At 73.8% G+C, this 25,615-nt stretch carries 29 protein-coding genes; 18 read left to right on the top strand and 11 right to left on the bottom strand.

The window, feature by feature from the left end:
* Positions 1 to 588 precede the first annotated feature (588 nt).
* Positions 589 to 1,083 (bottom strand): hypothetical protein, encoded by a 495-nt coding sequence (locus ACZ4E1_RS37285; RefSeq protein ID WP_467547982.1) that lies wholly within the window; start codon positions 1,081 to 1,083, stop codon positions 589 to 591.
* A gap of 415 nt (positions 1,084 to 1,498) precedes the next feature.
* Here ACZ4E1_RS37285 and ACZ4E1_RS37280 point away from each other — a divergent pair, with 415 nt between their 5' ends.
* A complete protein-coding gene (locus ACZ4E1_RS37280) occupies positions 1,499 to 2,587 on the top strand; it encodes an alpha/beta fold hydrolase (RefSeq protein ID WP_467547980.1) in 1,089 nt (362 codons plus the stop codon).
* 133 nt (positions 2,588 to 2,720) lie between these two features.
* Here the strand turns inward: ACZ4E1_RS37280 and ACZ4E1_RS37275 are convergent, their stop codons facing one another.
* Entirely contained in the window at positions 2,721 to 4,205 is a 1,485-nt protein-coding gene (locus ACZ4E1_RS37275) for an MFS transporter (protein ID WP_467547979.1), read from the bottom strand.
* A gap of 186 nt (positions 4,206 to 4,391) precedes the next feature.
* Between ACZ4E1_RS37275 and ACZ4E1_RS37270 the strand changes: the two genes are divergently transcribed.
* Positions 4,392 to 4,760, top strand: coding sequence for a hypothetical protein (locus tag ACZ4E1_RS37270; RefSeq protein ID WP_467547977.1), 369 nt, complete (start codon positions 4,392 to 4,394; stop codon positions 4,758 to 4,760).
* A 62-nt stretch (positions 4,761 to 4,822) separates the two neighbouring features.
* Positions 4,823 to 5,020: a hypothetical protein gene (locus ACZ4E1_RS37265; RefSeq protein ID WP_467547975.1), complete on the top strand. Its 198-nt coding sequence runs from the start codon at positions 4,823 to 4,825 to the stop codon at positions 5,018 to 5,020.
* 298 nt (positions 5,021 to 5,318) lie between these two features.
* Here ACZ4E1_RS37265 and ACZ4E1_RS37260 read toward each other — a convergent pair whose 3' ends face one another.
* The 4 genes from ACZ4E1_RS37260 to ACZ4E1_RS37245 all read right to left on the bottom strand — a co-directional run bounded on the left by ACZ4E1_RS37260 (position 5,319) and on the right by ACZ4E1_RS37245 (position 8,730).
* Complete coding sequence (locus ACZ4E1_RS37260; protein ID WP_467547974.1) at positions 5,319 to 5,759, bottom strand: VOC family protein; 441 nt, start codon at positions 5,757 to 5,759, stop codon at positions 5,319 to 5,321.
* A complete protein-coding gene (locus ACZ4E1_RS37255) occupies positions 5,756 to 6,772 on the bottom strand; it encodes an MASE1 domain-containing protein (RefSeq protein WP_467547972.1) in 1,017 nt (338 codons plus the stop codon). The genes ACZ4E1_RS37260 and ACZ4E1_RS37255 overlap by 4 nt, the downstream gene beginning before the upstream one ends.
* Positions 6,772 to 7,692 (bottom strand): PP2C family protein-serine/threonine phosphatase, encoded by a 921-nt coding sequence (locus ACZ4E1_RS37250; RefSeq protein ID WP_467547970.1) that lies wholly within the window; start codon positions 7,690 to 7,692, stop codon positions 6,772 to 6,774. The genes ACZ4E1_RS37255 and ACZ4E1_RS37250 overlap by 1 nt, the downstream gene beginning before the upstream one ends.
* Before the next feature lie 201 nt (positions 7,693 to 7,893).
* Positions 7,894 to 8,730: an undecaprenyl-diphosphate phosphatase gene (locus ACZ4E1_RS37245; protein ID WP_467547968.1), complete on the bottom strand. Its 837-nt coding sequence runs from the start codon at positions 8,728 to 8,730 to the stop codon at positions 7,894 to 7,896.
* A gap of 117 nt (positions 8,731 to 8,847) precedes the next feature.
* Here ACZ4E1_RS37245 and ACZ4E1_RS37240 point away from each other — a divergent pair, with 117 nt between their 5' ends.
* The 10 genes from ACZ4E1_RS37240 to ACZ4E1_RS37195 all read left to right on the top strand — a co-directional run bounded on the left by ACZ4E1_RS37240 (position 8,848) and on the right by ACZ4E1_RS37195 (position 17,097).
* Positions 8,848 to 9,225 (top strand): BlaI/MecI/CopY family transcriptional regulator, encoded by a 378-nt coding sequence (locus tag ACZ4E1_RS37240; RefSeq protein ID WP_467547966.1) that lies wholly within the window; start codon positions 8,848 to 8,850, stop codon positions 9,223 to 9,225.
* 14 nt (positions 9,226 to 9,239) lie between these two features.
* Positions 9,240 to 10,181, top strand: coding sequence for a M56 family metallopeptidase (locus tag ACZ4E1_RS37235; RefSeq protein ID WP_467547964.1), 942 nt, complete (start codon positions 9,240 to 9,242; stop codon positions 10,179 to 10,181).
* A 138-nt stretch (positions 10,182 to 10,319) separates the two neighbouring features.
* Positions 10,320 to 11,675, top strand: a complete 1,356-nt coding sequence (locus ACZ4E1_RS37230) for a rhodanese-like domain-containing protein (protein ID WP_467547962.1) — start codon at positions 10,320 to 10,322, stop codon at positions 11,673 to 11,675.
* A 68-nt stretch (positions 11,676 to 11,743) separates the two neighbouring features.
* A complete protein-coding gene (locus tag ACZ4E1_RS37225) occupies positions 11,744 to 12,112 on the top strand; it encodes a rhodanese-like domain-containing protein (protein ID WP_467547960.1) in 369 nt (122 codons plus the stop codon).
* Positions 12,109 to 12,852: a sulfite exporter TauE/SafE family protein gene (locus ACZ4E1_RS37220; RefSeq protein WP_467547958.1), complete on the top strand. Its 744-nt coding sequence runs from the start codon at positions 12,109 to 12,111 to the stop codon at positions 12,850 to 12,852. The genes ACZ4E1_RS37225 and ACZ4E1_RS37220 overlap by 4 nt, the downstream gene beginning before the upstream one ends.
* A 319-nt stretch (positions 12,853 to 13,171) precedes the next feature.
* Entirely contained in the window at positions 13,172 to 13,609 is a 438-nt protein-coding gene (locus ACZ4E1_RS37215; RefSeq protein ID WP_467547956.1) for a glutaredoxin domain-containing protein, read from the top strand.
* Positions 13,610 to 13,747: 138 nt separating this feature from the next.
* A complete protein-coding gene (locus ACZ4E1_RS37210; RefSeq protein ID WP_467547954.1) occupies positions 13,748 to 14,662 on the top strand; it encodes a TetR/AcrR family transcriptional regulator in 915 nt (304 codons plus the stop codon).
* 82 nt (positions 14,663 to 14,744) lie between these two features.
* Entirely contained in the window at positions 14,745 to 15,647 is a 903-nt protein-coding gene (locus ACZ4E1_RS37205) for a beta-keto acid cleavage family enzyme (RefSeq protein ID WP_467547952.1), read from the top strand.
* Positions 15,648 to 15,649: 2 nt separating this feature from the next.
* Positions 15,650 to 16,609 (top strand): 3-hydroxyacyl-CoA dehydrogenase NAD-binding domain-containing protein, encoded by a 960-nt coding sequence (locus tag ACZ4E1_RS37200; RefSeq protein ID WP_467547950.1) that lies wholly within the window; start codon positions 15,650 to 15,652, stop codon positions 16,607 to 16,609.
* Positions 16,606 to 17,097, top strand: coding sequence for a thioesterase family protein (locus tag ACZ4E1_RS37195; protein WP_467547948.1), 492 nt, complete (start codon positions 16,606 to 16,608; stop codon positions 17,095 to 17,097). Before ACZ4E1_RS37200 ends, ACZ4E1_RS37195 begins: the two co-directional genes overlap by 4 nt.
* 69 nt (positions 17,098 to 17,166) lie before the next feature.
* On the opposite strand, the gene ACZ4E1_RS37190 is transcribed toward ACZ4E1_RS37195, so the two are convergent.
* Entirely contained in the window at positions 17,167 to 17,568 is a 402-nt protein-coding gene (locus ACZ4E1_RS37190; RefSeq protein WP_467547946.1) for a hypothetical protein, read from the bottom strand.
* A 202-nt stretch (positions 17,569 to 17,770) separates the two neighbouring features.
* On the opposite strand from ACZ4E1_RS37190, the gene ACZ4E1_RS37185 reads away from it, so the two are divergent.
* Entirely contained in the window at positions 17,771 to 17,944 is a 174-nt protein-coding gene (locus tag ACZ4E1_RS37185; protein ID WP_467547944.1) for a hypothetical protein, read from the top strand.
* A gap of 27 nt (positions 17,945 to 17,971) precedes the next feature.
* On the opposite strand, the gene ACZ4E1_RS37180 is transcribed toward ACZ4E1_RS37185, so the two are convergent.
* Together ACZ4E1_RS37180 and ACZ4E1_RS37175 are read right to left on the bottom strand one after the other, a co-directional pair.
* Entirely contained in the window at positions 17,972 to 19,195 is a 1,224-nt protein-coding gene (locus ACZ4E1_RS37180) for a GNAT family N-acetyltransferase (RefSeq protein WP_467547942.1), read from the bottom strand.
* A 127-nt stretch (positions 19,196 to 19,322) separates the two neighbouring features.
* The gene (locus ACZ4E1_RS37175; RefSeq protein WP_467547940.1) at positions 19,323 to 19,928 is read right to left on the bottom strand and encodes a DUF4291 domain-containing protein; all 606 of its coding nucleotides are present in this window, start codon (positions 19,926 to 19,928) and stop codon (positions 19,323 to 19,325) included.
* Positions 19,929 to 20,019: 91 nt separating this feature from the next.
* On the opposite strand from ACZ4E1_RS37175, the gene ACZ4E1_RS37170 reads away from it, so the two are divergent.
* The 4 genes from ACZ4E1_RS37170 to ACZ4E1_RS37155 all read left to right on the top strand — a co-directional run bounded on the left by ACZ4E1_RS37170 (position 20,020) and on the right by ACZ4E1_RS37155 (position 24,819).
* Positions 20,020 to 22,149 (top strand): HEAT repeat domain-containing protein, encoded by a 2,130-nt coding sequence (locus ACZ4E1_RS37170; protein WP_467547938.1) that lies wholly within the window; start codon positions 20,020 to 20,022, stop codon positions 22,147 to 22,149.
* 39 nt (positions 22,150 to 22,188) lie between these two features.
* Positions 22,189 to 22,905, top strand: coding sequence for a helix-turn-helix transcriptional regulator (locus ACZ4E1_RS37165; RefSeq protein WP_467547936.1), 717 nt, complete (start codon positions 22,189 to 22,191; stop codon positions 22,903 to 22,905).
* Between the two features lie 68 nt (positions 22,906 to 22,973).
* Positions 22,974 to 23,474, top strand: a complete 501-nt coding sequence (locus tag ACZ4E1_RS37160; RefSeq protein WP_467547934.1) for a DUF3291 domain-containing protein — start codon at positions 22,974 to 22,976, stop codon at positions 23,472 to 23,474.
* Positions 23,475 to 23,535: 61 nt separating this feature from the next.
* Positions 23,536 to 24,819, top strand: a complete 1,284-nt coding sequence (locus tag ACZ4E1_RS37155; RefSeq protein WP_467547932.1) for an APC family permease — start codon at positions 23,536 to 23,538, stop codon at positions 24,817 to 24,819.
* Between the two features lie 6 nt (positions 24,820 to 24,825).
* On the opposite strand, the gene ACZ4E1_RS37150 is transcribed toward ACZ4E1_RS37155, so the two are convergent.
* Both ACZ4E1_RS37150 and ACZ4E1_RS37145 read right to left on the bottom strand, forming a co-directional pair.
* Entirely contained in the window at positions 24,826 to 25,065 is a 240-nt protein-coding gene (locus ACZ4E1_RS37150; protein WP_467547930.1) for a WhiB family transcriptional regulator, read from the bottom strand.
* Between the two features lie 13 nt (positions 25,066 to 25,078).
* Complete coding sequence (locus ACZ4E1_RS37145; RefSeq protein WP_467547928.1) at positions 25,079 to 25,393, bottom strand: hypothetical protein; 315 nt, start codon at positions 25,391 to 25,393, stop codon at positions 25,079 to 25,081.
* Positions 25,394 to 25,615: the final 222 nt, after the last annotated feature.

Genomic DNA, 25,615 nt, shown 5'->3' with positions numbered 1-25,615 from the left:
GCCGGGTGCAGGGGCGGCCCCGGTGGCCGGTCGGAGTGACGAAGGCCTGTTGCGCGTCGAGCAGGGCGCGGCTCCAGCGCGCTTAGTCGTCGCGCCCCTTGGCCGCCCTCGACGCGGGTCTCGGGGACCTCGCCCCGGACGGTCCGCCGACCGGCCGTGCCCGGCTCGCCGGATGCGCGACGCGTCCGGTCCGGCACGTGATCCCGGCCGTCAGCGCGCTGCGCGAGCACCATCCCGGCCGTCGCCTACCGCCAGGTGGCGATGGAGCTCGCGGTGCCGGCCGGGGACGAGCGGCCGGCGGCGGAGATCATCGCTCCCCGACGCACTGGATCGGCAACTCCCGGTCGGACGACGACGACCGACTCGTCCACCACGTGACGGCGGCGCACAGTTTCAGGCCTCGCGTCCAACACCATGCGGACCGCCCCGGCCGTGCGGCGTGGCCGACGCGCGCCGCCGTGATCGCGGCCGTCGCCGAGGCCGGACGGGATTCCACCGGCACCGCGCGCCGACACGCGTGCGGGGGTACAGGGCCACGACGGGCCCGTACCCCCGCACCTCTCACCTCCGTGCCGGATCCCGTACCGCTCAGTCGAAGACGAGTGGGCCGGGCGCCTGCGCGGAGGTCGCCGTACAGGTCGCCGTGATGCCGAAGACGACCACCTTCAGGGACGTCGCCGCCAGGCTGTCGCCGGAGGCGACGGTCCCGGTGAGCGGGCCGGTCGACACGGGGCTGCCGGCCGGGATCGCGGGGTTGGAGTGGCCGGTGAACTGGACCGCGCCCGTGCCGTGGTTGGTGAGGGTGAGGGTGGAGTTCACAGAGCCCGCGCCGACATTGATCGGAGCGGTGATGGCGGAGGTCGAGACCTCGATGGTCGCGGCGGTGCCGTTCTGCGACGCGGTGAGGGTGGCACTGCCGGAGCCCCAGGTGCCGCAGTCGAAGGAGATCGTGGCGGTCTGCGGCGCGACGGCGCCGGCCGCGGGAGCCAGTGCCAGTACGCCGGCGGCGAGGCCGGCGCCGAGCGCCGCGGTCAGCCCGGCTCGCCGGGAAACGGAGAAGGAGGTACGGGGGTTTCGTCGCATGGGGGTGCCCTGTGCCCTTCGTGTGGGGGGGGGGGAGGTCGCACCGGTGGCCTGACGGTCTGTCAGCCGTGGTGAGTGGGCCCATTGAGGCACGCCCCTCTGGAGACGACAAGGCACAGCCCCGCCCCATTTGGCATGCACCGTTCAAATCGCGCCTTGGTCATCCCCTCGGCCCGGGCGACCCGACCGCCGTGACGGACGCAGGTTTTGCTCACCGCCTGACAAATCGAGCACGGCACACAGGTCCGATCTCTGTGGCACGGTGAGCGGAATCGTGCGACATCAGGGCGTGCGACGGCACAGCAGAGCGACCCATTGGCACCGGCACGGGCGTCGGGGCCCGGCACCGTGTGAGGTACCCCCGGGCAGGGTAGGCGCGGGCACGTCAAGTGTCCCTCCGGCCCCAGGAGTTCCCGTGCCGCTGCCCGCGCTCAACCGCACCACGACCACCGTCGGCGTCGCCGCCCTCGCCCTCCTCGGCGGGATCGTCATCGGCGGCACCGGCGCGGTGAGCGCGAGTCCCCCGGCCGAACCGAAGGTGCAGGACACGTTCGACTCCCTCGGCGCCGACGTGCGTGCCGCGAAGCTCCCGTCGGGCCGCACCGCGCACTACACCGACTCGGGCCCCGCCGACGGCACCCCGGTCCTCTGCATCGGCGGCACCGGGACCAGCGCCCGCGCCGTCCACATGACCGATTTCCTGCGCACGACCCGGCAGAACCTGGGCCTGCGCATGATCACGGTCGAGCGCAACGGTTTCGGCGACACCGCCTACGACCCGGAGCTCGGCCGCGCCGACTACGCCGAGGACGTGCTCCAGGTCCTCGACCGGCTCGGCGTACGGGAGTTCAAGGTGATCGCGATATCCGGCGGCGGCCCGTACGCCGCCGAGATCGCGGCCCGCGCCCCGGAGCGGGTGAGCGCCCTGCACCTGGCGGCAGCGCTCCCGCCCTTCGGCCCGAAGCCCGCGTACTGCGGCCTGTCCGACGAGCAGCTCTCGGCGGCGGTGAAGGACCAGATCAGGGACCCGCGGGTGTGGTGGGCGTTCCCCGCCGACAGCCCGGTCCGGCCGATCCCCGGCTTCGCCGACACGGCGTACGAGGAAGGGGCGCGGACCTACAACCAGCGCGGCCAGCAGGCGGATCCGGCGCCGCAGGTGCACGAGCAGCGGCTGTACTGCGAGCGCCCGGGCCCGGACGTGTCGAAGCTGACGGCGCCCGTGTTCCTGTACCACGGCGACAAGGACACCACCGTCCCCGCGAGCACCCTGGCCACCTGGCGCGAGCAGTTCGCGCCCGACCAGGTGCGGACCCGTACGTACGCGGACTCCGGGCACGACGTCCAGTACCGGCACTGCGACCAGATCCTCGTCGACCTGGCGGGCCGGGCCGACCGGACGGTGGTCTGCCGGGACGCGCACACGCGGGCGCTGCCGGCCCGGGAGGCGGACGCGCTGGTCGCCAAGGGGCGGGCCACGCTGGGCAGTTGCGCCTGGAACGGCTGAGCCGACCGCCCGCGGGCGGTGGCCGTACACGGGGATGTGCCCGAGCGCGTCCGATGTCCCGACCGGCGGGCAGCCCGGACCCGGTCACGCCGATGAGTGTTTCGACCACCCCTGTCCGTGCGGCATACCGGCATCACCGGTGATCGGCGTCCGGGCCCGGCTCCAACGCGGGGGCTGTGACGCCCAGGTGGGAGCGGCACTGCGGGCGCGGCGCCTCGGCCAGGCGCGGGCGCACCGTCCGGGGGCGGACGAAGACCGCCGCCAGCACGGCGCTCAGGGCGAACAGGGCGGCGCATCCGTACGCGGCACGGTGGAAGGAGGTGTTCACGGCCTCGGGCCGGGTGTACGCCTCGCCGGACAGGCCGACGGCGAGCGGCAGTGCGGCGACGACGAGCAGCTGCGCGACGCGGGCGGCCGTGTTGTTGACGCCGCTGGCGAGCCCGGCGCGCTCGGGTTCCACGGAGGCCAGGACGGTCGCCGTCAGCGGCGCCACGAACGTGGCCATGCCGAGGCCGAGCACACCGACCGCGGGCAGCACGTCGGCCGCGTACGAGGAGCCGGGGTGGATCCGCAGCATGAGCAGGACGCCGGCCGCGGCCACGAGCGGGCCGGTCACGAGCGGCACCGTCGGTCCGATGCGGCGGGCCAGGTCACCGGAGCGGGCGGACAGGAGCAGCATCAGGACGGTGATCGGCAGGGTGGCCACGCCGGCCTCCAGCGCGTCGTAGCCGAGGGCCACCTGGAGCTGGACGGGCAGCAGGAAGAGGATGCCGCCGATGCCCGCGTAGAGGCCGAGGGTCATGCCGTTGGTGGCGCTGAAGAGGCGGGAGCGGAACAGGGACGGCGGCAGCATCGGCGCGGCCCTGCGCCGCTCGACGAGGACGAAGGCGACCCCGGCCGCGACGCCGAACACCGCGGCGAGCGCGGTCCCGCCGGCCGGGACGCCGCCGGACGCGCCGATCAGGGCGTAGCTGACACCGGCGAGGCAGAGCGCGGCGAGCACCGCTCCGAGCTGGTCGAACGGGGTGCCGGCCGCGTCCGGGTCGCGGCTCTCGGGCACGTGGCGCAGCGCGATGGCGAGGACGACCGCGGCGATCGGCACATTGATGAGGAAGATCCAGCGCCAGCCGGGTCCGTCGATGAGCCAGCCGCCGAGGAAGGGCCCCAGCGCGCCGGCGACCCCGGTCAGGCCCGACCACGCGCCGACCGCCCGCGCCTGGTCGTCGGGGTGGAACACGGCGCGTACGAGGGCCAGCGAGCCCGGTGTGAGCAGGGCGCCGCCGACGCCCTGCAGGGCCCGTGCCGCGATGAGCGTCCCCTCGTCGGGGGCGAGTCCGCACAGCGCGGAGGCGACGGCGAACCAGGCGACGCCGAGGACGAGGGTGCGCCGCCGGCCGATCCGGTCGCCGAGCGCGCCGCCCCACAGGAGCAGCGCGGACAGGGTCAGCATGTACGCGTTGACGACCCACTGGAGCACCGAGATCGAGGCGTCGAGGTCGCGGCCCATCTTGGGCAGTGCGACGTTCACCACGGTTCCGTCGAGCATGGCCATACCGGAGGCGAGCACGACGCACGCGAGGATCCAGCGCCCGCGCGCCGAGGACAGCCTGATATCCATGCCCGTCATTCTGCTCCGGACGGCTGTGGTGCGCCGGGCGGCGGCAGCCGGGGTCCGCAATGTCGTGGGCTGCCGATCAATTTCTGTACGTGCGTGAACAGGGCACCATATGTTCGGCGCCGGAGTCCCGGGTGTAACACGCCGGCAATTGCGCGGCGCTGAAAGGGAGAAACGGCCAAGCGTCAGATGGGATTTCTTGTGAACGGCACCGGCCACCCCACACCCGGATACCAGTCGTACGAGCGGCCCCCGGAGCCCGACCGCTCGGAGAGCAGGGCGCGCACCGCACGCAGGACGGCCCTCACGATCTCCACGATCGCCGACGTCGCCGCCGGATTCCTGGGTCTGTGGATCGTCCTGTATCTCCTGGAGGCCAACGGGGCGAACCCGTTCGTGTCGTTCGTGCACTCCGCGGCCGGCTGGCTCTCCGGGTGGGCACAGGACATTTTCACGATGGACACAGAATTCCTGCGGATCATTCTCAATTACGGCCTTCCGGCGTTGATCTATTTGGCGATCGGCCATGGGATCGCCGCTCGGATCAATCGCGCCTGACGGTTCGGCGAATGCGGCCTCACGGTGAATCGACGGGGTACGGCAGCGGAAGGAGCGATCAGGTGACACGTACGCACGGCGCCGGAAACGATCTCGCGCCCATTTATGAAGAACTCGTGCGCGAGCGGGGTGACGTCGTGGCCGAGGTTCAGCAGGCCGCGGCCCACACGCGCCACCAGGAGGCGGTCCTGCTCCCCGGACCGGCCCCGGCGGGTCCGCCCGCGCACCCGGCACTGGGGCCGCAGGGAAGCGGACAGTAGACCGAGGGGCTCACAGCGCATCGTTTCTGCGTCCCGCTCGTTGCACAGGACACCGCGGGTCCGGGGACGCGCACTCCCCCTCGGGCCCGCACCTCACAGCCACCGTTGTCTGCACCGTAGGTCACACCGTTACGCCGGTGTGCAGGTGCGTTCCGACGGGTGCGGGACCGGCCCCCCTCCTTCCGGTCCCGCACCCGCCTTGCTGCCCCCGAGGACACACCCGTATCTGTACGCACCACGGCGGCGATCAACCTCGCCCGCGCGTGGGCACAGGCGTGCGCCCCTTCCCCCGTACGGGTCAGGCCAGGTCCTCGGCGAGGCCCACGATGATGCCCTCGGGACCGCGCACGTAGGCGAGCAGGAAGGTGTCCTCGAAGCGCTCGATCGTGCCGACGAGTTCGGCGCCGTGGGGGCGCAGGCGGGCGACGGTGTCGTGGAGGTCGTCGACGGCGAACATGATCCGGCGCAGGCCCAGCGTGTTCGACGGGGCGGCCTGCGGTTCCGGTACGACCGGGGCGGGGCGGTGGAACTTGGCCAGTTCGACGCGCCCCGGGGCGCCGGGGACGCGCAGCATGGCGACGTCCTGGCGCACGTCGTCGACGCCGATGACGCGCTCGGCCCAGCGCCCTTCCAGCGGGAACCGGCCGTCCAGTTCCATGCCGAGTTCGACGAAGAACGCGATGACGGCGTCGAGGTCCTCGACGACGATCAGGACGTTGTCCATCCGCCGGATGCTCATGCGGGGTCTCCTTCGGCCTGGGGTTGTTCCGGCAGGTGCCGGGGCGGCACCTCCAGCGGCGTCTCCCCCGCGGCCAGATGGTCCAGGACCTCGGCGAGTTCGTCGCAGGCGCTCTGCACCGAGCGGCGGGTCGCGATCTGCTCGGTGACGAGCGCGGAGAGCAGCAGGGCGGTCAGGGCGGTGGCGCCGTTGAACGCCTGCAGCTTCACCATGATCTCGACCTTCGAGAGATGGAGGAAGGCCCCCTTGCCCGTGTTCGCGGCGTACGTGGACAGGACGGAGGAGAACAGGGCGCAGAGCGTACTGCCGGCCAGCTGGAAGCGGATGGCCGCCCAGATCAGCAGCGGGAAGACGAGGAAGAGCAGGCTCGTCCCGCCGAGCGCGCAGAGCGGCACGATGACGACCGTGGCCACGGCCAGGCAGACCGCCTCCAGCCAGCGGCGGTCCCACCGGGGGCGGCCGACGCCCACGAGGAGGAGCAGCAGCGGGGTGACGAGGAGGACGCCCATCGCGTCGCCGACCCACCAGGACAGCCAGACGGCCCAGAACTCGCCCCGGTCCAGGTCTCCGTTGACGGCCTGGAGGCCGACGCCGATCGTCGCGCTGATCAGCATGGCGCCGAGCCCGCCCAGGAAGACCAGGGCGAGCCCGTCGCGCAGCCGTGAGATGTCGAGCCGGAAGCCGATTCTGCGCAGCAGGAAATACGCGCACAGGGGGGCGAGGGTGTTGCCCGCGACGTTGACGAGCGTGGTCATGTGCGGGGTGACGATGGAGGCGATGACGAGGAAGGAGCCGAGGGCGATCCCCGGCCAGACGTGGACGCCGAACACGAGCAGGGCCGCGACGGCGACGCCGGTCGGGGGCCAGATGGGGGTGACGACGACGCCCTCGACGACGACCTGGCTCAGCAGCCCGATGCGGCCGGCCACGTAGTAGCAGGCGGCCACGACCAGGAGCTTGAGGGCCGCCTCCACGGGCGGCAGCAGTCGCCGAGTCACCACCACAGCAGTCATCAGACACCGGGCGGGCCGGATCGGCCAGACGAAGGCGTCTGGCCGGGTCCGCGCGAGGACCCGCCGGGTGTGGGCGTCAGGTTCGGCGCCGGGTACCAGGGGACGCCGACGTCGTGGCCGATGACGAGCACGGCGGCGTCGTCCTCGTGCCCGACCGTGTCGGCCAGTTTCATCACCCCGCCGACGAGCGCGTCGATGCCGAGGCTCGCCCCCGCGGTGATCTCGGCGAGCCGTCTGACCTGGCCGAGGCCGTCGTCGATGTGCAGGGAGGGCCCCTCGACGACGCCGTCCGTGAGCAGGACCAGGACGCCGCCGACGGTCAGCCGGTGGCAGGCCACGGGGTACTCCGCGCCGCTCATCACCCCCAGCGGCGGCCCGACCTCTCCGTCGTCGATGCCGGACCGGCCGTCGGCGGTGGCCCAGATGTGTGGAATGTGTCCGGCCCGCGCGCACTCCAGGATCCCGGTGGCGGGGTCCAGGCGCAGGAACGTGCAGGTGGCGAAGAGGTCGGCCTTGAGGGAGATCAGCAGCTCGTTCGTGCGGCCGAGCAGCTGGCCGGGGTCCTCGGTGACCGAGGCCAGGGCGCGCAGGGCCACCCGGACCTGGCCCATGAAGGCGGCGGCCTGCGTGTTGTGGCCCTGGACGTCGCCGATGGAGATGCCGATGCGTCCGTCGGACATGGGGAAGGCGTCGTACCAGTCCCCGCCGACGTTGAGCCCGTGGTTGGCGGGCATGTAGCCCACGGCGATCCGTACGCCGGGCGGGCGGGGCAGGTCGCGGGGCAGCATGCCGTGCTGCAGGGCCACCGCCAGCTCGACCCGGGAGCGCTGCATCTCTGCCAGCTCCCGGGCCCGGGCGGTCAGCGCGCCGAGCCGCTGAAGCAGCTCGTCACCGCCGTCGGCGGACCCACTGCGGAACATCGCTCACTCCGGTCCCACGAGATCCCCTCGCACCAGCCCACTCTGGGGGGTTTCCCTTGTGCGGCATCCTGAACGGCCGAATCCTGAACAGTCGCATCACCTCGGACGACATGAATCGCCCCCTTACTCTGCCCAAGGTCGGGGTCCACCGCACCTTGTCGGGACCCGGGGCCCGCCGCCGGGCCGATCCCCGGGGGGGCGTCAGGCGCTGAGCACTCCCGCACCGAGCAGAGCGAACAGCGCGAGGCCGATCACGATCCGGTAGGCGACGAAGGCGTTGAAGGAGTGCCGGGCCACGAACTTCAGGAGCCAGGCGATCGAGGCGTAGGCGACCACGAAGGAGACGGCCGTGCCGACCACGATGGGCGCGGCGCCCGCCCCGCTGCCCACCGCGTCCTTCAGCTCGTACAGGCCGGCGCCGGTCAGGGCGGGGATGCCCAGGAAGAAGGACAGGCGGGTCGCGGCGACCCGGTCGAGGTCGAGCAGGAGCGCGGTGGACATGGTCGCCCCGGAACGCGAGAACCCCGGGAAGAGCAGGGCGAGGATCTGCGAGCAGCCCACGAGCATCGCGTCCTTGAACGAGGTGTCGTCCTCGCCGCGCTTGTGGCGGCCCATCTGATCGGCCACCCACATCACGGCCGACCCGGCGATGAGCGAACCCGCGACCACCCACAGCGAGGCGAGCGGGCCCTCGATGAGCGGCTTCGCGGCCAGGCCGACGACGACGATCGGGATCGTGGCGCAGATGACCCACCAGGCGAACTTGTAGTCGTGGTGGTAGCGCTCCTCCTTGTCGCGCAGGCCGCGGCCCCACGCGGTGACGATCCGCACGATGTCCTTGAAGAAGTAGACGAGCACGGCGGCGATCGCGCCGACCTGGATGACCGCGGTGAAGCCGACCACGGCCGGGTCGTTCACCGGGATGTCCATGAGTCCCTCGGCGATCTTGAGATGGCCGGTGGACGATACGGGCAGGAACTCGGTGACGCCCTCGACGACACCGAGGATCACCGACTGTCCGAGGCTGATGGCACTCATCTGTTTTCCGTCGTCCGTTTCTGCTCGGGCACATGGCACACTGAGGCACACCAGCTTCTACACCGGTGTCGAACTTCTACACGACTGTAGAAGGTGAAGGAAGGAACACCAAACCCCATGGGCTCCCAGCTGCCGGACAGCGGCCCGAAGCGGCCCAACGGCGCGCGCGAGGCCGAGATCCTCGCCCTGCTGCAGGAGGCCGGCGCCGCCCTGACACCGGGCGACGTCACCGAGCGCCTAGGCGGCGAGCTGACGTACAGCAGCGTCGTGACGATCCTCACCCGCATGCACGCCAAGGAGCTGCTGACCCGCAGCCGGCGCGGCCGGGCGTACGCGTACGCTCCGGTGACGGACGACGCCGGGTTCGCCGCACGCCGGATGCACACGGTGCTGGCCGAGCGACCCGACCGGCAGACCGTCCTCGCCCGATTCGCGGACGACCTCTCCAGCTCCGACGCCGAGCTGCTGCGACAGCTGCTCGACCAGGCCCCGTAGGGACACGCCGCCCGATGCACATCGCCGTCTACCTGCCACTGCTGCTGCCCCTGCTGGCGCCGCTGTTCGGCCGGCCGCTCGCCGAGCGGTGCGAGCCGCGCCTCGCCACCTGGCTGCTCACGGCGACCTCGCTGGTCCTCGGCGCGGCGAGCACCCTCTCGCTGGGCGCACTGGCCGTCGCCGGGCTGATCCGGCTGCCCTTCCTGGCCGGACTCGGGCACTGGTCGGCCGGTGCCGCGCAGCGCGACGACCCGATCGAGCTGTCCGTCTCGCTGGCCGCCGGACTCCTCCTCGGCGGCGCCGTCGTCATGGCCGTCCGCATGCTGTGGCGCCGGGCCCGCACCCTCGCCGCCGCGGCCGTGGAGGCCGCCTGCATGCCGGCCCGCGACGGTGTGGTCGTGATCGAGGACGACGCGCCGGACGCGTTCGCGCTCCCCGGGATGCCAGGGCGGGTCGTCGTCTCCACGGGCATGCTCGACACCCTCGACCGGACCGAGCACGGCATCCTGCTCGCGCACGAGCGGGCCCACCTGGCCGGACATCACTACGCGTTCGTGGCCCTGGCCCAGCTCGGCGCCGCCGCCAACCCGCTCCTGCGCCCGCTCGCCCGGTCCGTGACCTACACGATCGAGCGCTGGGCCGACGAGCGCGCCGTCGCCGCGACCGGCGACCGCGGCCGGGTCGCGCGCGCCGTCGGCAAGGCGGCGCTCGCCGCCCGGCCCGCCGCACGCCGCCCCCTGGGCGCCGCGCTCGGCATCCTCGGCCTCGCCCGCCGCACCGGGCTCGCCGCCGCCGGCCCCGTACCGCGCCGCGTCGCCGCGCTCCTCGCCCCGCCGCTCGGCCGCCACCCGCTGCTCGCCGCGGCGACCGCCGCCGTCCTGGCCGCCGCGACCCTGTCCAGCGCGGAGGCGGCCCACGACCTGCACCGCCTCCTGGAGGCCGTCGGCGCCTCGTAGCCGACCGCTGGGCCCCGCCGCTCACCGCACCTCCCCTCGCCGCACCTCACCGCACCCCGCCGCGAAACATACCCCCGGGGGTACCTGTGCTACGGTTTTTATATACCCCGGGGGGTAATGAGCGAAAGGGAATGAACCGTGTTCTTCATCGACACCATCGAGCTCGAAGGGCTCGGGAACCGGCACTACCTGGCGGGCGGGACGCGGACCGCGGTGGCCGTGGACCCGCCGCGCGACTTCGACCAGGTCCTCGCCGCGGCGGCGCGGCGCGGAGTGCGGATCACCCACGTCGTGGAGACCCATATCCACAACGACTACGTGACCGGCGGCCTGGAGCTCGCCCGCGTGACGGGAGCCGCCCACCTGGTGCCGGCCGGGGCGCACGTGTCCTTCGCCCGGGTGCCGGTGGCGGACGGCGACACGGTCACGATCGACGCCGGACTCGACCTGCGCGCCGTCGCCACCCCCGGCCACACCCCGCACCACACCGCCTACGTGCTCCAGGAGGGGGGCACGCCCGTGGCCGCGTTCACCGGCGGCTCCCTCCTGATCGGCACGGTGGGCCGCCCCGACCTGGTCGAGCCCCGGCTGACCGAGGAGCTGGCCCGCGCCCAGCACGCGTCCGCGCACCGCCTCGCGGCCGAACTGCCGGACGAGACCTCGGTGCTGCCCACGCACGGCTTCGGCAGCTTCTGCTCCTCCGCGCAGGCCGAGGGCGACGCCACCACGATCGGCCACGAGAAGGGCGCCAACACGGCGCTCACCACCGACGTCGACACCTTCGTCGCCGCACTCCTCGACGGGCTCGACGACATCCCCGCCTACTACGCGCACATGGGCCCGGCCAACGCGAGCGGCCCGGCCCCGCTCGACCTGACACCCCCGGCCGTCGCGGACGCCGACGAGATCGCCGCCCGGCTCGCGGCCGGCGAGTGGGTCGTGGACCTGCGCAACCGGGTCGCGTTCGCCGAGGGCCACGTCGCGGGCACCTTCAACTTCGAGGCGGACGGCAAGATCGCCACCTATCTGGCCTGGATGATCCCGTGGGGCAAGCCGGTGACGCTGCTCGCCGAGTCCCCCGCCCAGCTCGCCGACGCGCAGCGGGAGCTGGTCCGGGTCGGCATCGACCGCCCGGCGGCCGCCGCGATCGGCGCCCCCGAGGACTGGGCCGCCGGCGGCGGGCTCGCCCCCTTCCCGCGCTCCACGTTCGCCGGACTCGCCGAGCGCGGCACGGACGAGGTCGTCGTGCTCGACGTGCGCCGCGCGTCCGAGCGAGCGGCCGGACACCTCGCGGGCTCGGTGCACATCCCGGTGCACGAACTGCACGGACGGCTCGGCGAGGTCCCGGCCGACACCGTGTGGGTGCACTGCGCCGGCGGCATGCGGGCGGGCATGGCCGCGTCGCTCCTCGACGCCGCGGGCCTCGACGTCGTGGCCGTCGACGACGGGTTCGACTCGGCCGCCGAGGCCGGCCTGCCCGTCGTCGCGGCCTGAGCACCGCGATCCCCGCTTCCACCCGCTTCCACCCTCTTCACCCCGAAATCCCTTCGAGAGGCTGCGAGATGCTGTCCCCCTTCCCTGACCGTGCGCACCGCGTCACCGTCGAAGCGGCGCACCGATGTACCGCCGGCGCCGACGCCCCGGCCGTCCTCCTCGATGTACGCGAACAGGAGGAGTGGGACGCGGGGCACGTGCCCTGGGCCGTCCTCGCACCGCTGTCCGCGCTGGCGTCGGGAGCCGCACTGCCCGCCGCCGCGGCGGGCCGGCCGCTCGTGGTGATCTGCCGCAGCGGCCGGCGTTCGCGGCACGCCGTCGAGCTGCTGCGCGAGCGGGGAGCGGAAGCCGTCGACGTCGTGGGCGGGATGCAGGACTGGGCCGGTGCGGGACACCCCGTCGTCGGCGCGCGCGGGAGCGACGGTTTTCCGGCATGACCGCACTCCTCCTCGCCCTCCTCGCGGGGGCGGTCGTCGGCCTGGCCCTCGGCGGGCTCGGCGGGGGCGGCAGCGTCCTCGCGGTGCCCGCTTTGATCTACGCGCTCGGCCTCTCCCCCACGGCGGCGATCACCACCAGCCTCGTCATCGTCACCGTCACCTCGATCACGGCCCTGGCCGGGCACGCCCGCGACGGGAACGTCGCCTGGCGCACCGGCTTCCTCTTCGCCGCGGCGGGCATCGTCCCGGCGATGCTCGCGGGCGCGGTCGCGGGCCGCGTGCCACAGACCGCGCTGACCCTGGCGTTCGCCGTGATCGCGGCCCTCGCCGCGGTACGGATGCTGCGCCCGGCCGAGGCCGGAACTCCCGGCCCGGTCCACCCGGGCAAGGCCGGGGCGGCCGGTTCCGGGCTCGGCGCGGTCACCGGATTCCTGGGGGTCGGCGGCGGGTTCCTCGCCGTGCCCGTCCTGGTGGGCGTGCTGAGCCTGCCCATGCGGCGGGCCGTCGGCACCAGCCTGCTGGTCATCACGGTCAACTCCCTGGCCGCGCTCGGCGCCCGCGCCGGCAGCGGCACCCATCTGGACCTCGCCGTCATCGCCCCGTTCACGGCGGCGGCGATCCTCGGCGCGTGGGACGGCAAGCGGCTGTCCCGGAAGCTCAAGGGACGCACCCTGCAACGCGTCTTCGCCTACGTCCTGTTGGCGGTGGCGGCCCTCATGGCCGCCGATGCCGTGCTCTGACGGCGCTCCGCCCCGCGCCCCCGACACCCCCCGGCGGCCCGGCGCGTCGGCCGGGAGAGCCGTCTCGTGAAGACGGCGTGCGCAGCGCGTGAGGATGCGCGGCACAACGTCAATTCACGCCCCCTGTGCCACAACGCGCCCGATCTTGCTTCGTTGTGAGGCACGTCCGGATACGCGCGATGCGCAGCGCGGGTGACCTGCACACACCATTTCCGGACGCCGGGTTGCCCGGCCCCGCCGTTCCGCGAGCCACGGTCCGGCGGGCCGGGCAACCCCACGCCCCTCGGGAGCGCCCGGGCGCCCTGTAGCCTCCGGCCCCATGACCCGCGCCTGGATCGCCCCGTCGCTCATCGCCCTCTGCGGCGCCGCCCTCGCCACCGTGCAGGTGCTCGCGGACAGCCCGCGGGCGGCCGCCGGCATCTTCCTGTTGTTCCTGGCCCTCGCGGGCGCCACCTCCCCGCTGGTCTTCCCGAGGTCCGTCGGCGCGGCGGAGGCACTGCGGCGCAGCGCGGCGGACGGCCGGCCCGTCGTCTACTGGCGGCCCGGCTGCGCGTACTGCCTGCGGCTGCGGGCCCGGCTCGGCCGGAGGGCGCGCCGGGTGCACTGGGTCGACATCTGGCGCGATCCGGAGGGCGCGGCGGCGGTGCGCGCGGTCAACGGCGGCGACGAGACGGTGCCGACGGTCGTCGTGGCGGGGCGCGCCCACACCAACCCCGCCCCGGAGTGGGTGCGCGCACAGATCTCCGCGTCTCACTGATCCGCCCCGCGCACACGATCCGTCACAGGCGTTGAGATCCTGACTGATGTGAAAGTCAGGTGCACAACACCGCAGCTCAGCGAGTGATTACCTGCCCATGTGTTGAATTCTTCTCAATGCGTGGTTAGGGTCGTGCCCGTGGAAACCGACGACGTCACCGGTGGCGTGCCCGCCGCCGACACCGCCGCCCGCGTCCGTGAGGTCATCACGGCCGCGGGGGTCAGCCAGCGCGAGTTCGCGCGCCGCATCGTCATGGATCCGTCCAAGCTGTCCCGGTCCCTGAGCGGCACCCGCCGCTTCACGGCCGCCGAGCTGGCGCGGATCGCCGACGAGGGGCGGGTGGACGCGGGCTGGCTGCTCGGGGCGCGACACCGGGAGCAGACCGGGTCCGCGCCGGGCGCCGAGCCGGTCGCCGCCGTGCCCGTCGACGGAGGGCGGCCGTTGCAGATCGTCCGCGAGACGGTCCGGCTGATCGCCGAGCACGGATTCCACGCGGTGCGGGTCGCGGACATCGCCCGCGCCTGCGCCACCAGCAGCGCCGCGATCCACTACCACTTCCCCGGCCGCGCCGACCTCCTGGAGGCCTCGGTGCGCTGGTGCATGGACGAGGACACGGCGCGCCGCGCCGCCCGGCTCGCCGAGGCGGACGACGCGGCGGCGGAGCTGCGCCAGCTGATCGAGCTGCAGACGCCGCGCACCGCGCAGCAGCGCCGGCAGTGGGCGGTCTGGCTCGACCTGTGGGCCGAGGCCGCCCGGTCCACGGCGGTGGGCCGGCTGCACACCGAGTACTACCGCCAGTGGCGGGAGACCGTCGCCGACGTCGTCCGCCGCGGGATCGAGCAGGGCGTGTTCCGCCCGTCGGCCGATCCTGAGGCCGCCGCGCTGACCCTGACCGCGCTCATCGACGGTCTGGCGACGCAGGTCCTGGCCGCCGGAACGCAGGACGCAGAAGCGCAGGACGCCGGAACCGAAGGCGCCCGCACGCAGAGCGCCGGCGCGGACGCCATGCACGCCGCGCTGCTCGCCCACGTCCGCACGACCCTGCTGGCCTGAGCCGCTCCCCGGAGCACCCCCTCCACTCCCCGCACTCGAGAACCCCCCACACCCAGTCCCCAACGGAACGGGAGGCCCCCACATGCCCCTGCACGAGAGCACCATCATCACCTGCGCCCTCACCGGCGCCGGTGACACCGTCCGCCGCAGCCCGCACGTCCCCGTCACCCCGGAACAGATAGCCCGGAACGCGGTGGAAGCCGCGGAGGCCGGCGCCGCCGTGGTCCACATCCACGTACGCGATCCCGAGACCGGCGACCCGTCGCGCGACCCGAAGCTGTACCGGGAGGTCGTCGAGCGGGTGAAGGAGACCGGCACCGACGTCGTCATCAACCTCACCGCCGGCATGGGCGGTGACCTGGTGATCGACCCGGACCGCCCGCTGGAGGGCTTCCCGCTGCCCGGGTCCGACCTGGTCGGCGGCCTGGACCGGCTCCCGCACGTCGAGGACCTGCTGCCCGACATCTGCACCCTGGACTGCGGTTCGCTGAACTTCGGCGACGGCTCCAACCTGTACGTGTCGACGCCCGACATGCTGCGCGCCGGCGCCCGGCGCATCCAGGAGCTCGGCGTGCGCCCGGAGTTGGAGATCTTCGACACCGGTCACCTGTGGTTCGCCAAGCAGATGCTCGCGGAAGGGCTGCTCGACGACCCGACCGTGTTCCAGCTGTGCATGGGCATCCCGTGGGGCGCTCCGGCCGATCCGGGCGTGCTGCAGTCGATGGTCAGCATGCTGCCGGAGGGCGCCCGTTGGGCGAGCTTCGCGCTGGGCCGGATGCAGATGCCGTGGGTCGCGCAGTCGATCCTGCTCGGCGGCCACGTCCGCGTCGGCCTGGAGGACAACCTGTACCTCGGCAAGGGCAACAAGGCGACCAACGCCCAGCTCGTCGAGCGTGCCGTGACCATCACCGAGTCGCTCGGCGCCCGCGTCGCGACCCCCGACGAGGCCCGCGAGATCCTCGGCCTGCACAAGAAGGGCGCCTGATCATGCGTACCGCACCCGAGAACGTCCGCCGCGTCGCCTGTGTCGGCGCCGGTGTCATCGGCGGCGGCTGGGTCGCCCATTTCCTGGCCCGTGGCTACGACGTCACGGCCTGGGACCCGGCGCCCGACGCCGAGCAGAAGCTGCGCCGCCTGGTCGACGCGGCCTGGCCCGCGCTGACGCAGCTGGGTCTCGCCGAGGGAGCGTCCGCCGACCGGCTGAGGGTCGTCGCGACGCTCGAAGAGGCCGTGGCCGACGCCGAGTTCGTGCAGGAGAGCGCGCCGGAGAAGCTGGAGCTCAAGCGCGATCTGCTGGCCCGGCTCGACGCGGCGGCGCCCGCCGGCGTCGTCATCGCCTCGTCCACGTCGGGCTACCCGATGACCGACATGCAGACCACGTCCGCGGACCCGTCGCGTCTGGTCGTCGGGCACCCGTTCAACCCGCCGTACCTGATCCCGCTGGTCGAGGTCGTCGGCGGCGAGCGCACCGCCGAGGACGCCGTCGCGTGGGCGTCGCGCTTCTACGAGGTCGCGGGCAAGTCCGTGATCACCATGAACCGCGAGGTGCCGGGCTTCATCGCGAACCGCCTCCAGGAGGCCCTGTGGCGCGAGGCGCTGCACATGGTCGCCAACGGCGAGGCCACGGTGAAGGAGATCGACGACTCGATCACCGAGGGTCCCGGCCTGCGCTGGGCGTTCATGGGTCCGATGCTGACGTTCGCACTGGCCGGCGGCGAGGGCGGCATGGCGCACATGCTGGACCACTTCGGTCCTTCCCTGAAGTCGCCGTGGACCCGGCTGGAGGCGCCCGAGCTGGACAAGGCGCTGTACGACGCCGTGGTCGAGGGCTGCGACGAGGCGGCCGCCGGACGCACGATCGCCGATCTCGTGGCCGAGCGCGACCGGGGCGTCATCGACGTCCTGCGCGCCACGGGCCGCCTGCCGCAGCAGGAGGGCCCGCGATGACCGCGACGACGGCCTCCGTGCCCCTGCTGCACCGCACGGTCCGCCCCGAGTGGATCGACTACAACGGCCACATGAGCGAGGCCTTCTACGTCCTCGTCTTCGGCCACGCCACCGACGCCCTGATGATCGAGACGGGCCTGCACTCGGGCTACCGCGAGTCCACGGGCTGTTCCCTGTACACGGTCGAGTCGCACCTGCGCTATCTGCGCGACGTGCCGGAGGGCGCCCATCTCGCCGTGCGCACCCGGGTGTTGGGCGCGGCGGGCAAGAAGGCCCGCTTCACGCACGAGATGTACGTGGTCGCCGACGCGGAGTGCGAGCCGGAGGGGGACGCCGAGCCCGTGGCGACGACCGAGCTGATGGCCGTGCACGTCGACCAGGAGGCGGGGCGCGCGGTGCCGCTGCCCGACGCGGTCCTCGCCCGGTTCGCCGAGTTCACCGGACCGGCCCCGCAGTGGGCGGGCCGGTCGATCGCGCCGGTGGGCTGACGCCCGTACGCCGTGCGATGACGCGGGCCGGGCCGCACGGAGTCGTCCGTGCGGCCCGGCCCGTGTGCGCTACTCCGCCGAGGCGGTGCGGGCCGCGACCGCCGCTTCCAGCAGGGCCCATCCGTCGCGCTCGACGAGGCCGCGTTCCGCCGGGTCCCAGCCGGAGCCGCGTGCCGCGTCGAGCAGCGCGCGCACCGCGCCCGGTTCGTGCAGGTTCAGGGAGCTGCCGTGGACGTAGCCCACGTCCCCGGAGCCCAGGGGCGCTCCCCCGGGGACGAAACGGTCGGGCCCTTCCGCGAAGACGATCCGCAACGGGCCGCCCGTACCGGCCGGTTGGGGATACAGCGTGAGGGTCTGGCGGCAGTCCGCGGACCGGCCGCCGTCCAGGACACGGTGGTGGTGACGCTGCGTCCACAGGTACACGCGTCCGTCGGCGACCAGGCGCCGTGGCTTGTTCTGATGACGGGGCACGGGGGTGAGGGTACGCGCTGTGCCCCACCCGGATCGGGCACCCCCGTCGGAGCGACACGTTCCGCTGTGACGGCGCGCCTGCCCGCGAATTCCGCTCCCGTGAGGAAACGTTCCTTCTGCGAGGTGGTTCCCGGGCGGGACGCACGCGGCAGGCATGCATGCCGCGTGCGTCTTCCGGCCCGGCCGGGTGCAGGGAGTCGTGGTGAACGCGCAGGACCGACAGGCGTCCGGCTGGCCCGAGTACCGCAGGTACCTGGACCACCTGATGGACTGCGCGGAGTGCGCGCGGCTCCCCAAGCGGTGCGCGATCGGGGAACGGCTGCGGCGCGAGCACCGGGCCGCCGCGGGCCGGGGACCCGGGTCGTCGTCCTCCTGAGCGTCCCGGCTCCCCCGCCGGTCCGGGTCAGAACCAGTGCAGGCAGTGCGGTGCGCGTTCGGTGCGGAACAGGTCGTCCGCGAGCTCCGCGGCGCCGGGGTGATGGGCCTTGACGTGTCCGGCGCGGACCAGGGTGCTCGGGGTCGTGCCGCCGAGGTAGACCGAGCCGAGGTCGCTCACGTCGAGGGACAGGTCGGGGGCGCGGTCGGTGCGGACGCAGTCCGCCTTGCCGTCGCGGACCGACAGGAGGTGGCGCTCGGGGGCGGCGCCGAGGAACGGGTCGATGACCTCCAGGACGAGGTCGCCGTCCGTGCGCCAGCCGCGCGCGGTGAGGGCCCGGGGCACGTCCAGGATCCGCACCCAGAGCCAGTCGCCGTCCGGGCCGGTCTCGGCGGCCCGGAAGTCGGCGAGCTGCCAGCGCAGCGGGTGCCCGGCCGGTACGTGCTTGAGGACGACCTCGCCGACGAGGTCATGTTCGAGCACGTGGCGGGCCAGGGCGGTGTACGCGGCGTCGTCGACGGCGATGATCTCGTCGACCTTCAGGACGTCGGGTTCGGCGATCGCGTAGCTGACGTACCCGTCGGGCGTCCCGTGCGCGTCGCGGTGCACGGCGATGTGACGCGGGGCCGGGGCGATCGGGGGCTGGCCCGCGCCCACCTTCCACCAGTGGTGCGGCCGGGACAGGGCGCCGGGCTGGACGCGGCGGTACCGGTCGTAGATCTCTTCGAGGAGTGCGCGGCACCGGTCGCTGCGCAGGACTTCGACGGAGCCCTCGTCCGCGTGGCCCGCGCCGCCCGCCCGGGGAGCGGCGAACGAGGCGCGGTGGCGGGGCACGGTGAGCCGTCCGCTGTACGTCGCCGGGCCGTAGCCGAACCGGCGGTAGATCACGGCCTCGGAGGCGAGCAGCACGGAGAGGATCTCGCCGCGGGAGCGCAGTTCTGTGAGCTGGTGGCGCATCATGGCGCTGAGCACGCCCCGGCGCCGGTGCGAGGGGACGACGCCGACGGCGGTCACTCCGGCGGCCGGGACGAGCGAGCCGCCGGGCAGGGTCAGTTCGAAGGAGTACGTGCCGGCCGTGCCGACAGGCCGCCCGTCCTCGGTCACCGCGAGCACGTTGCGGTCCATCTCCAGCGCCGCCCACCAGACTCCGCCGCCGTGCTCGTCGGGGGTCTCGGGGAAGCGGCCGAACGCCGTGTGCATCGTGTCGACGAAGACGTCGCGGTCCTCGTCGGTCGTGGGACGGATCTCCACCGCTGCCGATGCCTCCCTGGTACTCGGCACCACCCCGTGCGGCGCCCGTGATCGTCGCCAGCCTGCCGGTACGCCCCGTGGTCCGGTCAAGGGATTTTCGCGGCCCGCGGGTCGAAGGCGGCCGATCTCAGCGGTGCAGGTGGCTCAACCGGCCCTCGCTCAAGGGATAGACGCGCTCCTGCGGAAGCAACTCCCGGGCGCGCTCCAGCTCGCCCGACCGGACGTGGCCGTGGATCTCGTGAGCCAGGCCGGTCACGTCGGTGATGGACACCGTCCACTCGTCCGCGTAGCGCCCCGCGGCCTCACCGGCGAGCCCCAACTGGAGCGAGCGGTACGGCAGGGCCTGGAGGTGCAGGTCCCGCTCGGGGTCCCACTGGACGCGGGTTGGGGAGCGTCGCAGGTCGCGCTTCCAGGCGTCGCGGTCCTCGTGCAGGCCGCGCTCGTAGTGGGACAGGCACGCGTGGTCCAGCGCCCATTCGAAGCCCTCGCGCGTGATCTCGACGGCGAGGACGACCTCCTGGCCCTCCTTGGCCGCCCAGCCGCAGCGGTACATCATCCAGAGGAACGACGGCTTGATCCACGTCATCCGGTCCCGCTTCCAGAGGTCCGGGAAGCGCCCGTCGCGGGCTGCGGGAAGGCCGATCCGCGGGGAGTACGCCTGGTAGACGGTGACGGTGGATTCGGTGTGGCGGGCGCGGATCCGATGTTTGTCTTCTAGCACGGAGTACAGCATGCGCGGGTGATCCCGCGGGCACCAGCGAATTCCGAAGTGGCGGGAGGGAGGCCGCCCGTGCGTTGTCGGACCCTGCTGGCAGGATGCCCGCATGGATCTTGTGGACCCTCTCGCCGGCCTGGACTCGTATCCCTGGGGCTCCGTCTCCCACGCGTACGGGAGCGCCGACGACGTGCCCGCCCTGCTGCGGGCGTTGACCGATCCCGACGACGAGGCGGCGGACGAGGCGCTGTCGGAGTTGTACGGGAGCGTGCTGCATCAGGGGACGGTGTACACCGCCACCGTGGCGGCCGTGCCGTTCCTGGCCCGGATCGCGGCGGCCGGGCACCGTGCGGAGGAAGTCCTGGTGCTGCTCGGCGGGATGGCCGAGAGCGGGGACGAGTCCGGCATGGAGCCGGGTGCGGTGCGGGGGGCCGTCGCCGCTCAACTGCCCGTATTGATACCGCTGTTGAATGACACGTCAGCGGACGTGCGGCGGGCCGCCGCGTGGGCGCTGGCCCATACGCGTGCGGGCGGCGACCTACGGGACGTGCTGCGTGCGCGGTGGGAGCCGGAGTCCGATCCCGGGGTGCGGGCGGAGCTCCTGGCGGGTATCGCCCGGCTCGATCCGGCGGCCGGAGCGGCGCTCGCGGCCACCGTGCTGGAGCCGGAGGAGCCCGGCGTGGTGCGACTCGCGGCCGTCTTCGCGCACTTGGACGCGGGCGCGCCCTGGACCGAGCCGTTGCAGCGGACGATGCTGTCGGTGCTGCCCGCCGAGGCGGTGCGCTCCGAGTTCGACGAGGAGCGGGGCGAGCCGCTGGCCTCTGTGGTCGAGGCGCTCCTGGAGCGGGACCACGAGGACGCGCGCGAGGCGGCGTTCGCGCTGATCGACGCGGCGGCGCGGGACGGCCGGGCCGAGGTCCGCGCCGAAGGGCTGTGGGCGGCCGAGCAGGCGTGCCACCGTTCGCGGAGCGCCCCGGCACGGCTGCTCCCGGCACTGCGTGCGGCGGCCGTCGACGAGGAGACGCTGCTCGGGCTTGCCTCGCTGCTGGGGTCGCTCGGTCCCGCCGCCGCGCCGCTCGCCGACCTCCTCGTCCCGCTCGCCGGGCGGAACGCGAAGGAGGGCGACGACCCCGCGGACCGCGCCCTGGCCGCGCTCGTGCGCGTCGCCCCGGACCAGGCGCTCCCCCTTCTGACCGCCGCGTTCGGCCGGCGCCCCCGGGCCCTCGGCGCGGCCGTCGGCCGGGGCGACCGTGCCGACGAGGCGGCGTTCCCGTACGCGGACGAGCTCCTCGCGGCGGTCCGCGGCCGGCTCGCCCACCCGGAGGACCTGAAGGGCAACGAGCCCTGGCAGCTCACACACCTGCTCGCCACCTGGCAGGCCGCCGCGGCCCCGGCTCTGCCGGAGCTGTGCGCCGCGCTTCCCCACCATCCCCACCAGGCGGCGCAGGCGATCGCCGCGATCGCCCCGGCCTGCGCGCCGGACGTACGCGCTCAGGTCCTGGAGCCGCTCCGGGCGGCGGCCGAGGCGGGCTCCCTCGCGGCGGCCCAGGCCGTCCACGCGCTCACCGGCGAGACCGCGCCCTTGCTGCACCGTCTGCGGCAGGAACTCGGAGGCGGCGCCCGCGAGGTGGCGACCGCCGCCCTGATCGCGGGTGAACTCGGGCCCCGGGCCGTGGAGTTGGTGACCGTCCTGCGCGAGGCGCTGGGCGACCCCGGAAGCGACACCACTCCGGTCCTGGACGCGGACGCGGCGATCGCCGTGGCGTTGTGGCGGATCACGGGGGACGCGGCCGAGGCCGTCGCCGTACTGGACTCGGTCCTGACCCGCGCGGCGGGGAACGCGTGGGCCCGGTGGGCGGTCGTGCGGGCCGCCCGCGCGGCCCGCACGCTGGGGCCGGCGGCGCGCCCGCTCGTCCCGCACCTCGAAGCCGCCCTCGACGATCCCGTCCGCGCCCCGGCGGCGGCGACCGCGCTCGCGGCGGCCTCGGAGCCTGGATCGCCGGTGCGCGGCGCGCTCGCCGAGACCGCTCTGCGCTCCGCCGAGCTGGGCGCCGACCCGGCCGGAGCCTTCGAGGCCCTGGAGGCCCTCGGCCTCGACGCGCTGACGCCCGACCAGCTCCGTCGCGTGGCCGTTCTCGCGGACGGGGACCGCAGGATCGTGCTCTCGGGCGTCGTCGACGAGTTCATCCGCCGGGACGAGGCGCTGCGGGCGCGCGCCGGAGCGTTCCTGGCGACCTGACCTTCTACCTCCAACCGCGATGGTTTCTAGACTGACCGGATGGAGGACACCGAGGACACCCAAGGAACCGGCGGAGCCCGCGGCAGCCGCACCCTCGGGGACATCGACGCGATCGCGGCCCTGCAGGACCCCGTACGGCGACGGCTCTACGAGTACGTGGCGGGGCAGGGCCGCGAGGTCGGGCGCAACGAGGCGGCGGAGGCGGCCGGCGTCGCCCGCACCCTCGCCGCGCACCACCTGGACAAGCTGACCGAGGTCGGGCTGCTGGAGAGCGGGAGCCGCCGGCTGACCGGGCGCTCGGGGCCGGGGGCCGGGCGGCCCGCCAAGGTGTACTCGCGGGTCCGGTCCGAGCGGTCCGTGTCGCTGCCCGCCCGCGACTACCGCACGGCCGCGGAACTACTCGCCGAGGCCGCCGAGGAGGCGGGGCTCGACGCCGGGCTGTGCGCGGCCGCCCGCCGCCGGGGTGCGGCGCTGCGCGGTTCCCCGGACCCCTGCGCCGGGCTCGACGAGGCCTTCGCCACGCTGGCGGCGCGCGGTTACGAACCGCACGTCGAGCGGCCCGGGGACGACGGCACGGGCGCGCCCGTGGTCAGGATGCGCAACTGCCCCTTCCACGCCGTCGCCGAGCGGTTCCCACCCCTAGTCTGCGGCATGAACTTCGCCCTCCTGGAGGGCCTGCTCGGCGCGGACGGCCCGGTGCGGGCCCGCATGGACGCCCGGCCGGACGAGTGCTGCGTGGTGGTCGAGGAAGCCTGACATCCGCTCAGCCACTCTAAAAACAATGTCGATTGACATAGAAATGCGGGACGTGCTGGGATGACCGCATGACCTCAGCCGTGCCCGCTGCCGCCCCTGCCCACCTCGCCGAACTCAACATCGCCAAACTGCTGTACCCCCTCGACGATCCGCGCGTCGCCCCGTTCGTCGAGATGCTGGACCCGGTCAACGCCGCCGCCGACGGCGCGCCCGGATTCGTCTGGCGCCTCGTCGGCGAAGAGGCGGACGACGCGACGGGCCTGCGCCCGGCCGGTGAGAACGTGATCGTCAACCTGTCGGTGTGGGAGTCCACGGAAGCCCTCTGGGACTTCACCTACCGCAGCGGGCACCTGGAGGTGATGCGCGGGCGCCGCGACTGGTTCGCGCGGCACGTCGAGGCTCATCTGGTGCTCTGGTGGGTGCCGGCCGGGCATGTGCCGTCCGTCGAGGAGGCATTGGAACGCCTCGGTGAACTGCGGGCGAACGGGCCGTCGCCGCGCGCCTTCACTTTCGCCTCCACGTACAGCGCCGCCGAGGCCGCGGCACACCTGGAGAGCACGCGCGGTTAGGGTCGCTGTCGTTCCGGCCGGGATCGGGCCCGGCGCGGGATGAGAACGAGGGAGCGTGGCCGTGAACAGTTCACCGGGGGCGGTCGGATCGAGCGGGGCGGACGCGTTGGTGCGGCGTCTCGGCGTCACCGACGCGGTGGTGATCGGGCTCGGGTCGATGATCGGGGCCGGCGTCTTCACCGCGCTCGCCCCGGCGGCCCGCGCGGCCGGCTCGGGCCTGCTCGTGGGCCTGGCGCTCGCGGCGGTGGTGGCGTACTGCAACGCGACGTCCTCGGCCCGCCTCGCCGCCCGCTATCCCGCCTCCGGCGGCACCTACGTCTACGGGCGGGAGCGGCTCGGGGAGTTCTGGGGCTGTCTCGCCGGGTGGTGCTTCGTCGTCGGCAAGACCGCCTCGTGCGCGGCGATGGCGCTCACGGTGGGGGCCTACGTGTGGCCGGGGCAGGCGCACGCGATCGCCGTCGGGGCCGTCGTGGCGCTGACCGCCGTGAACCTGGTCGGCGTGCAGAAGGCCGCCTGGCTGACCCGGGCGATCGTCGCCGTGGTCCTCGCGGTGCTCGCCGCCGTGGTGGTCACTTCCCTCGCCTCGGACGCGGCGGACCCGGCCCGCCTCGACATCGGGGCGGACACGTCCTGGCACGGGGTGCTCCAGGCGGGCGGACTGCTTTTCTTCGCGTTCGCCGGCTACGCGCGCATCGCGACGCTGGGCGAGGAGGTGCGGGACCCGGAACGCACGATCCCGCGCGCCATCCCCGTGGCGCTCGCGATCACGCTCGTCGTGTACGTCCTCGTCGCCGTCGCGACGCTGAGCGTGCTCGGGCCCGCCCGGCTCGGAGCGGCGGCGGCGCCGCTGTCGGAGGCCGTACGGGCCGCGGGCGCGGACTGGCTGGCGCCGGTGGTGCGGGTGGGGGCGGCCGTCGCCGCGCTCGGCTCGCTGCTCGCGCTGATCCTCGGGGTCTCGCGCACGACGCTGGCGATGGCCCGCGACGGGCATCTGCCGCGCGCGCTGTCCGCCGTCCACCCGCGCTTCAAGGTGCCCCACCGGGCCGAGGTGCTGGTGGGCGTCGTCGTCGCGGCGCTGGCCGCGTTCGCCGACGTGCGGGACGCGATCGGCTTCTCGTCGTTCGGCGTGCTCGTCTACTACGCGGTCGCCAACGCGTCCGCCCTCACCCTGTCCTCGCGGGAGGGGCGCCCCGCACGGATCGTGCCCGTCCTCGGGCTGCTCGGCTGCCTGGTGCTCGCGTTCGCGCTGCCCGTGGGCTCGGTGATCGCGGGCGCCTGCGTCGTCGGGGCGGGCGCGCTCGTGTTCGGGGCGCGCGCGGCGCTGCGCTCCGGCACGTCGGCCTGAACTCGGTCAGCGGGCAGAGCGGCGCGGGCGCCGGAGTTCGGCACGGTCCGTCTCGGTCGTGCCGCCCCACACCCCGCTCGCGTGCCGCATCCCGAGCGCCAGATCAAGGCACTGCCAGGTCACCGGGCAGCGGTCGCACACCTCCTGGGCACGCCGGATCTGCGTCAGGCTCGGGCCGCTGCCGCTGACCGGGAAGAACAGTTCCGGGTCCTCCCCCACACACGCCGCCCTGTCGAGCCACTCCATGGGCGTCTCCTTCTCATCCCTCCGTCGGGGCCCGGCGCAGCAACGCGCCGAGGCCACCGGCCGGTCCACCGTCCGGTGCGGTCGCGGCGACGGACGGGGCAGCCTCGACCTCTGTGTCCAGCGGGCGGCCTCTGTCGCCCCGCCGGGTCCGGGCCGTGCGCTCGCGCGGGTCCCTCGGGAATGCGCCTCGGGCTGCGGCGCCCTCGCGCCGGTCGCCGACGAGCCGGACCGCGTCGCAGGCCGGCTCGGACGGGCGTGAGGTGTCGACGCGGACACGAGCCCACGGGCCTGGGTGTCCGGCGAGAGAGGTGCGGAACGCGACGTGCATGATCGTCTCCCACGGTCGTCGTGATGCGCCGTCGACCGGTACGGGTGCTCGAAGAATACGCGCGGAAACCCGTGCGGGAGCAGGTGTCGCACCGCATCTGGTGAACACGCGGAAGCGCAGGACGACTCTGCCGGAGGGATCGTGTCCGGATACGGGTGGTGGGCGCCTGCGGGCCGTGTGGCCCTGCAGACGCCCACCGTGGAGCGGTGCCGGCTGGCGGGG

Source organism: Streptomyces sp. NPDC025806 (assembly GCF_055558275.1).
Note: the sequence above shows the minus strand (reverse complement) of the source record. Positions and strands in the feature narration are given on the sequence as shown.

Excerpts from the sequence above, each read along its gene's own strand:
- ACZ4E1_RS37160 (WP_467547934.1), top strand. The coding sequence starts at position 22,974 with ATGACCTCAGCCGTGCCCGCTGCCGCCCCTGCCCACCTCGCCGAACTC.
- ACZ4E1_RS37220 (WP_467547958.1), top strand. The coding sequence starts at position 12,109 with ATGACCGCACTCCTCCTCGCCCTCCTCGCGGGGGCGGTCGTCGGCCTG.
- ACZ4E1_RS37145 (WP_467547928.1), bottom strand. The coding sequence starts at position 25,393 with ATGCACGTCGCGTTCCGCACCTCTCTCGCCGGACACCCAGGCCCGTGG.
- ACZ4E1_RS37275 (WP_467547979.1), bottom strand. The coding sequence starts at position 4,205 with ATGGATATCAGGCTGTCCTCGGCGCGCGGGCGCTGGATCCTCGCGTGC.
- ACZ4E1_RS37195 (WP_467547948.1), top strand. The coding sequence starts at position 16,606 with ATGACCGCGACGACGGCCTCCGTGCCCCTGCTGCACCGCACGGTCCGC.
- ACZ4E1_RS37235 (WP_467547964.1), top strand. The coding sequence starts at position 9,240 with ATGCACATCGCCGTCTACCTGCCACTGCTGCTGCCCCTGCTGGCGCCG.
- ACZ4E1_RS37175 (WP_467547940.1), bottom strand. The coding sequence starts at position 19,928 with ATGCTGTACTCCGTGCTAGAAGACAAACATCGGATCCGCGCCCGCCAC.
- ACZ4E1_RS37165 (WP_467547936.1), top strand. The coding sequence starts at position 22,189 with ATGGAGGACACCGAGGACACCCAAGGAACCGGCGGAGCCCGCGGCAGC.
- ACZ4E1_RS37170 (WP_467547938.1), top strand. The coding sequence starts at position 20,020 with ATGGATCTTGTGGACCCTCTCGCCGGCCTGGACTCGTATCCCTGGGGC.
- ACZ4E1_RS37150 (WP_467547930.1), bottom strand. The coding sequence starts at position 25,065 with ATGGAGTGGCTCGACAGGGCGGCGTGTGTGGGGGAGGACCCGGAACTG.
- ACZ4E1_RS37200 (WP_467547950.1), top strand. The coding sequence starts at position 15,650 with ATGCGTACCGCACCCGAGAACGTCCGCCGCGTCGCCTGTGTCGGCGCC.
- ACZ4E1_RS37215 (WP_467547956.1), top strand. The coding sequence starts at position 13,172 with ATGACCCGCGCCTGGATCGCCCCGTCGCTCATCGCCCTCTGCGGCGCC.
- ACZ4E1_RS37205 (WP_467547952.1), top strand. The coding sequence starts at position 14,745 with ATGCCCCTGCACGAGAGCACCATCATCACCTGCGCCCTCACCGGCGCC.
- ACZ4E1_RS37285 (WP_467547982.1), bottom strand. The coding sequence starts at position 1,083 with ATGCGACGAAACCCCCGTACCTCCTTCTCCGTTTCCCGGCGAGCCGGG.
- ACZ4E1_RS37240 (WP_467547966.1), top strand. The coding sequence starts at position 8,848 with ATGGGCTCCCAGCTGCCGGACAGCGGCCCGAAGCGGCCCAACGGCGCG.
- ACZ4E1_RS37245 (WP_467547968.1), bottom strand. The coding sequence starts at position 8,730 with ATGAGTGCCATCAGCCTCGGACAGTCGGTGATCCTCGGTGTCGTCGAG.
- ACZ4E1_RS37255 (WP_467547972.1), bottom strand. The coding sequence starts at position 6,772 with ATGACTGCTGTGGTGGTGACTCGGCGACTGCTGCCGCCCGTGGAGGCG.
- ACZ4E1_RS37260 (WP_467547974.1), bottom strand. The coding sequence starts at position 5,759 with ATGAGCATCCGGCGGATGGACAACGTCCTGATCGTCGTCGAGGACCTC.
- ACZ4E1_RS37270 (WP_467547977.1), top strand. The coding sequence starts at position 4,392 with ATGGGATTTCTTGTGAACGGCACCGGCCACCCCACACCCGGATACCAG.
- ACZ4E1_RS37250 (WP_467547970.1), bottom strand. The coding sequence starts at position 7,692 with ATGTTCCGCAGTGGGTCCGCCGACGGCGGTGACGAGCTGCTTCAGCGG.
- ACZ4E1_RS37225 (WP_467547960.1), top strand. The coding sequence starts at position 11,744 with ATGCTGTCCCCCTTCCCTGACCGTGCGCACCGCGTCACCGTCGAAGCG.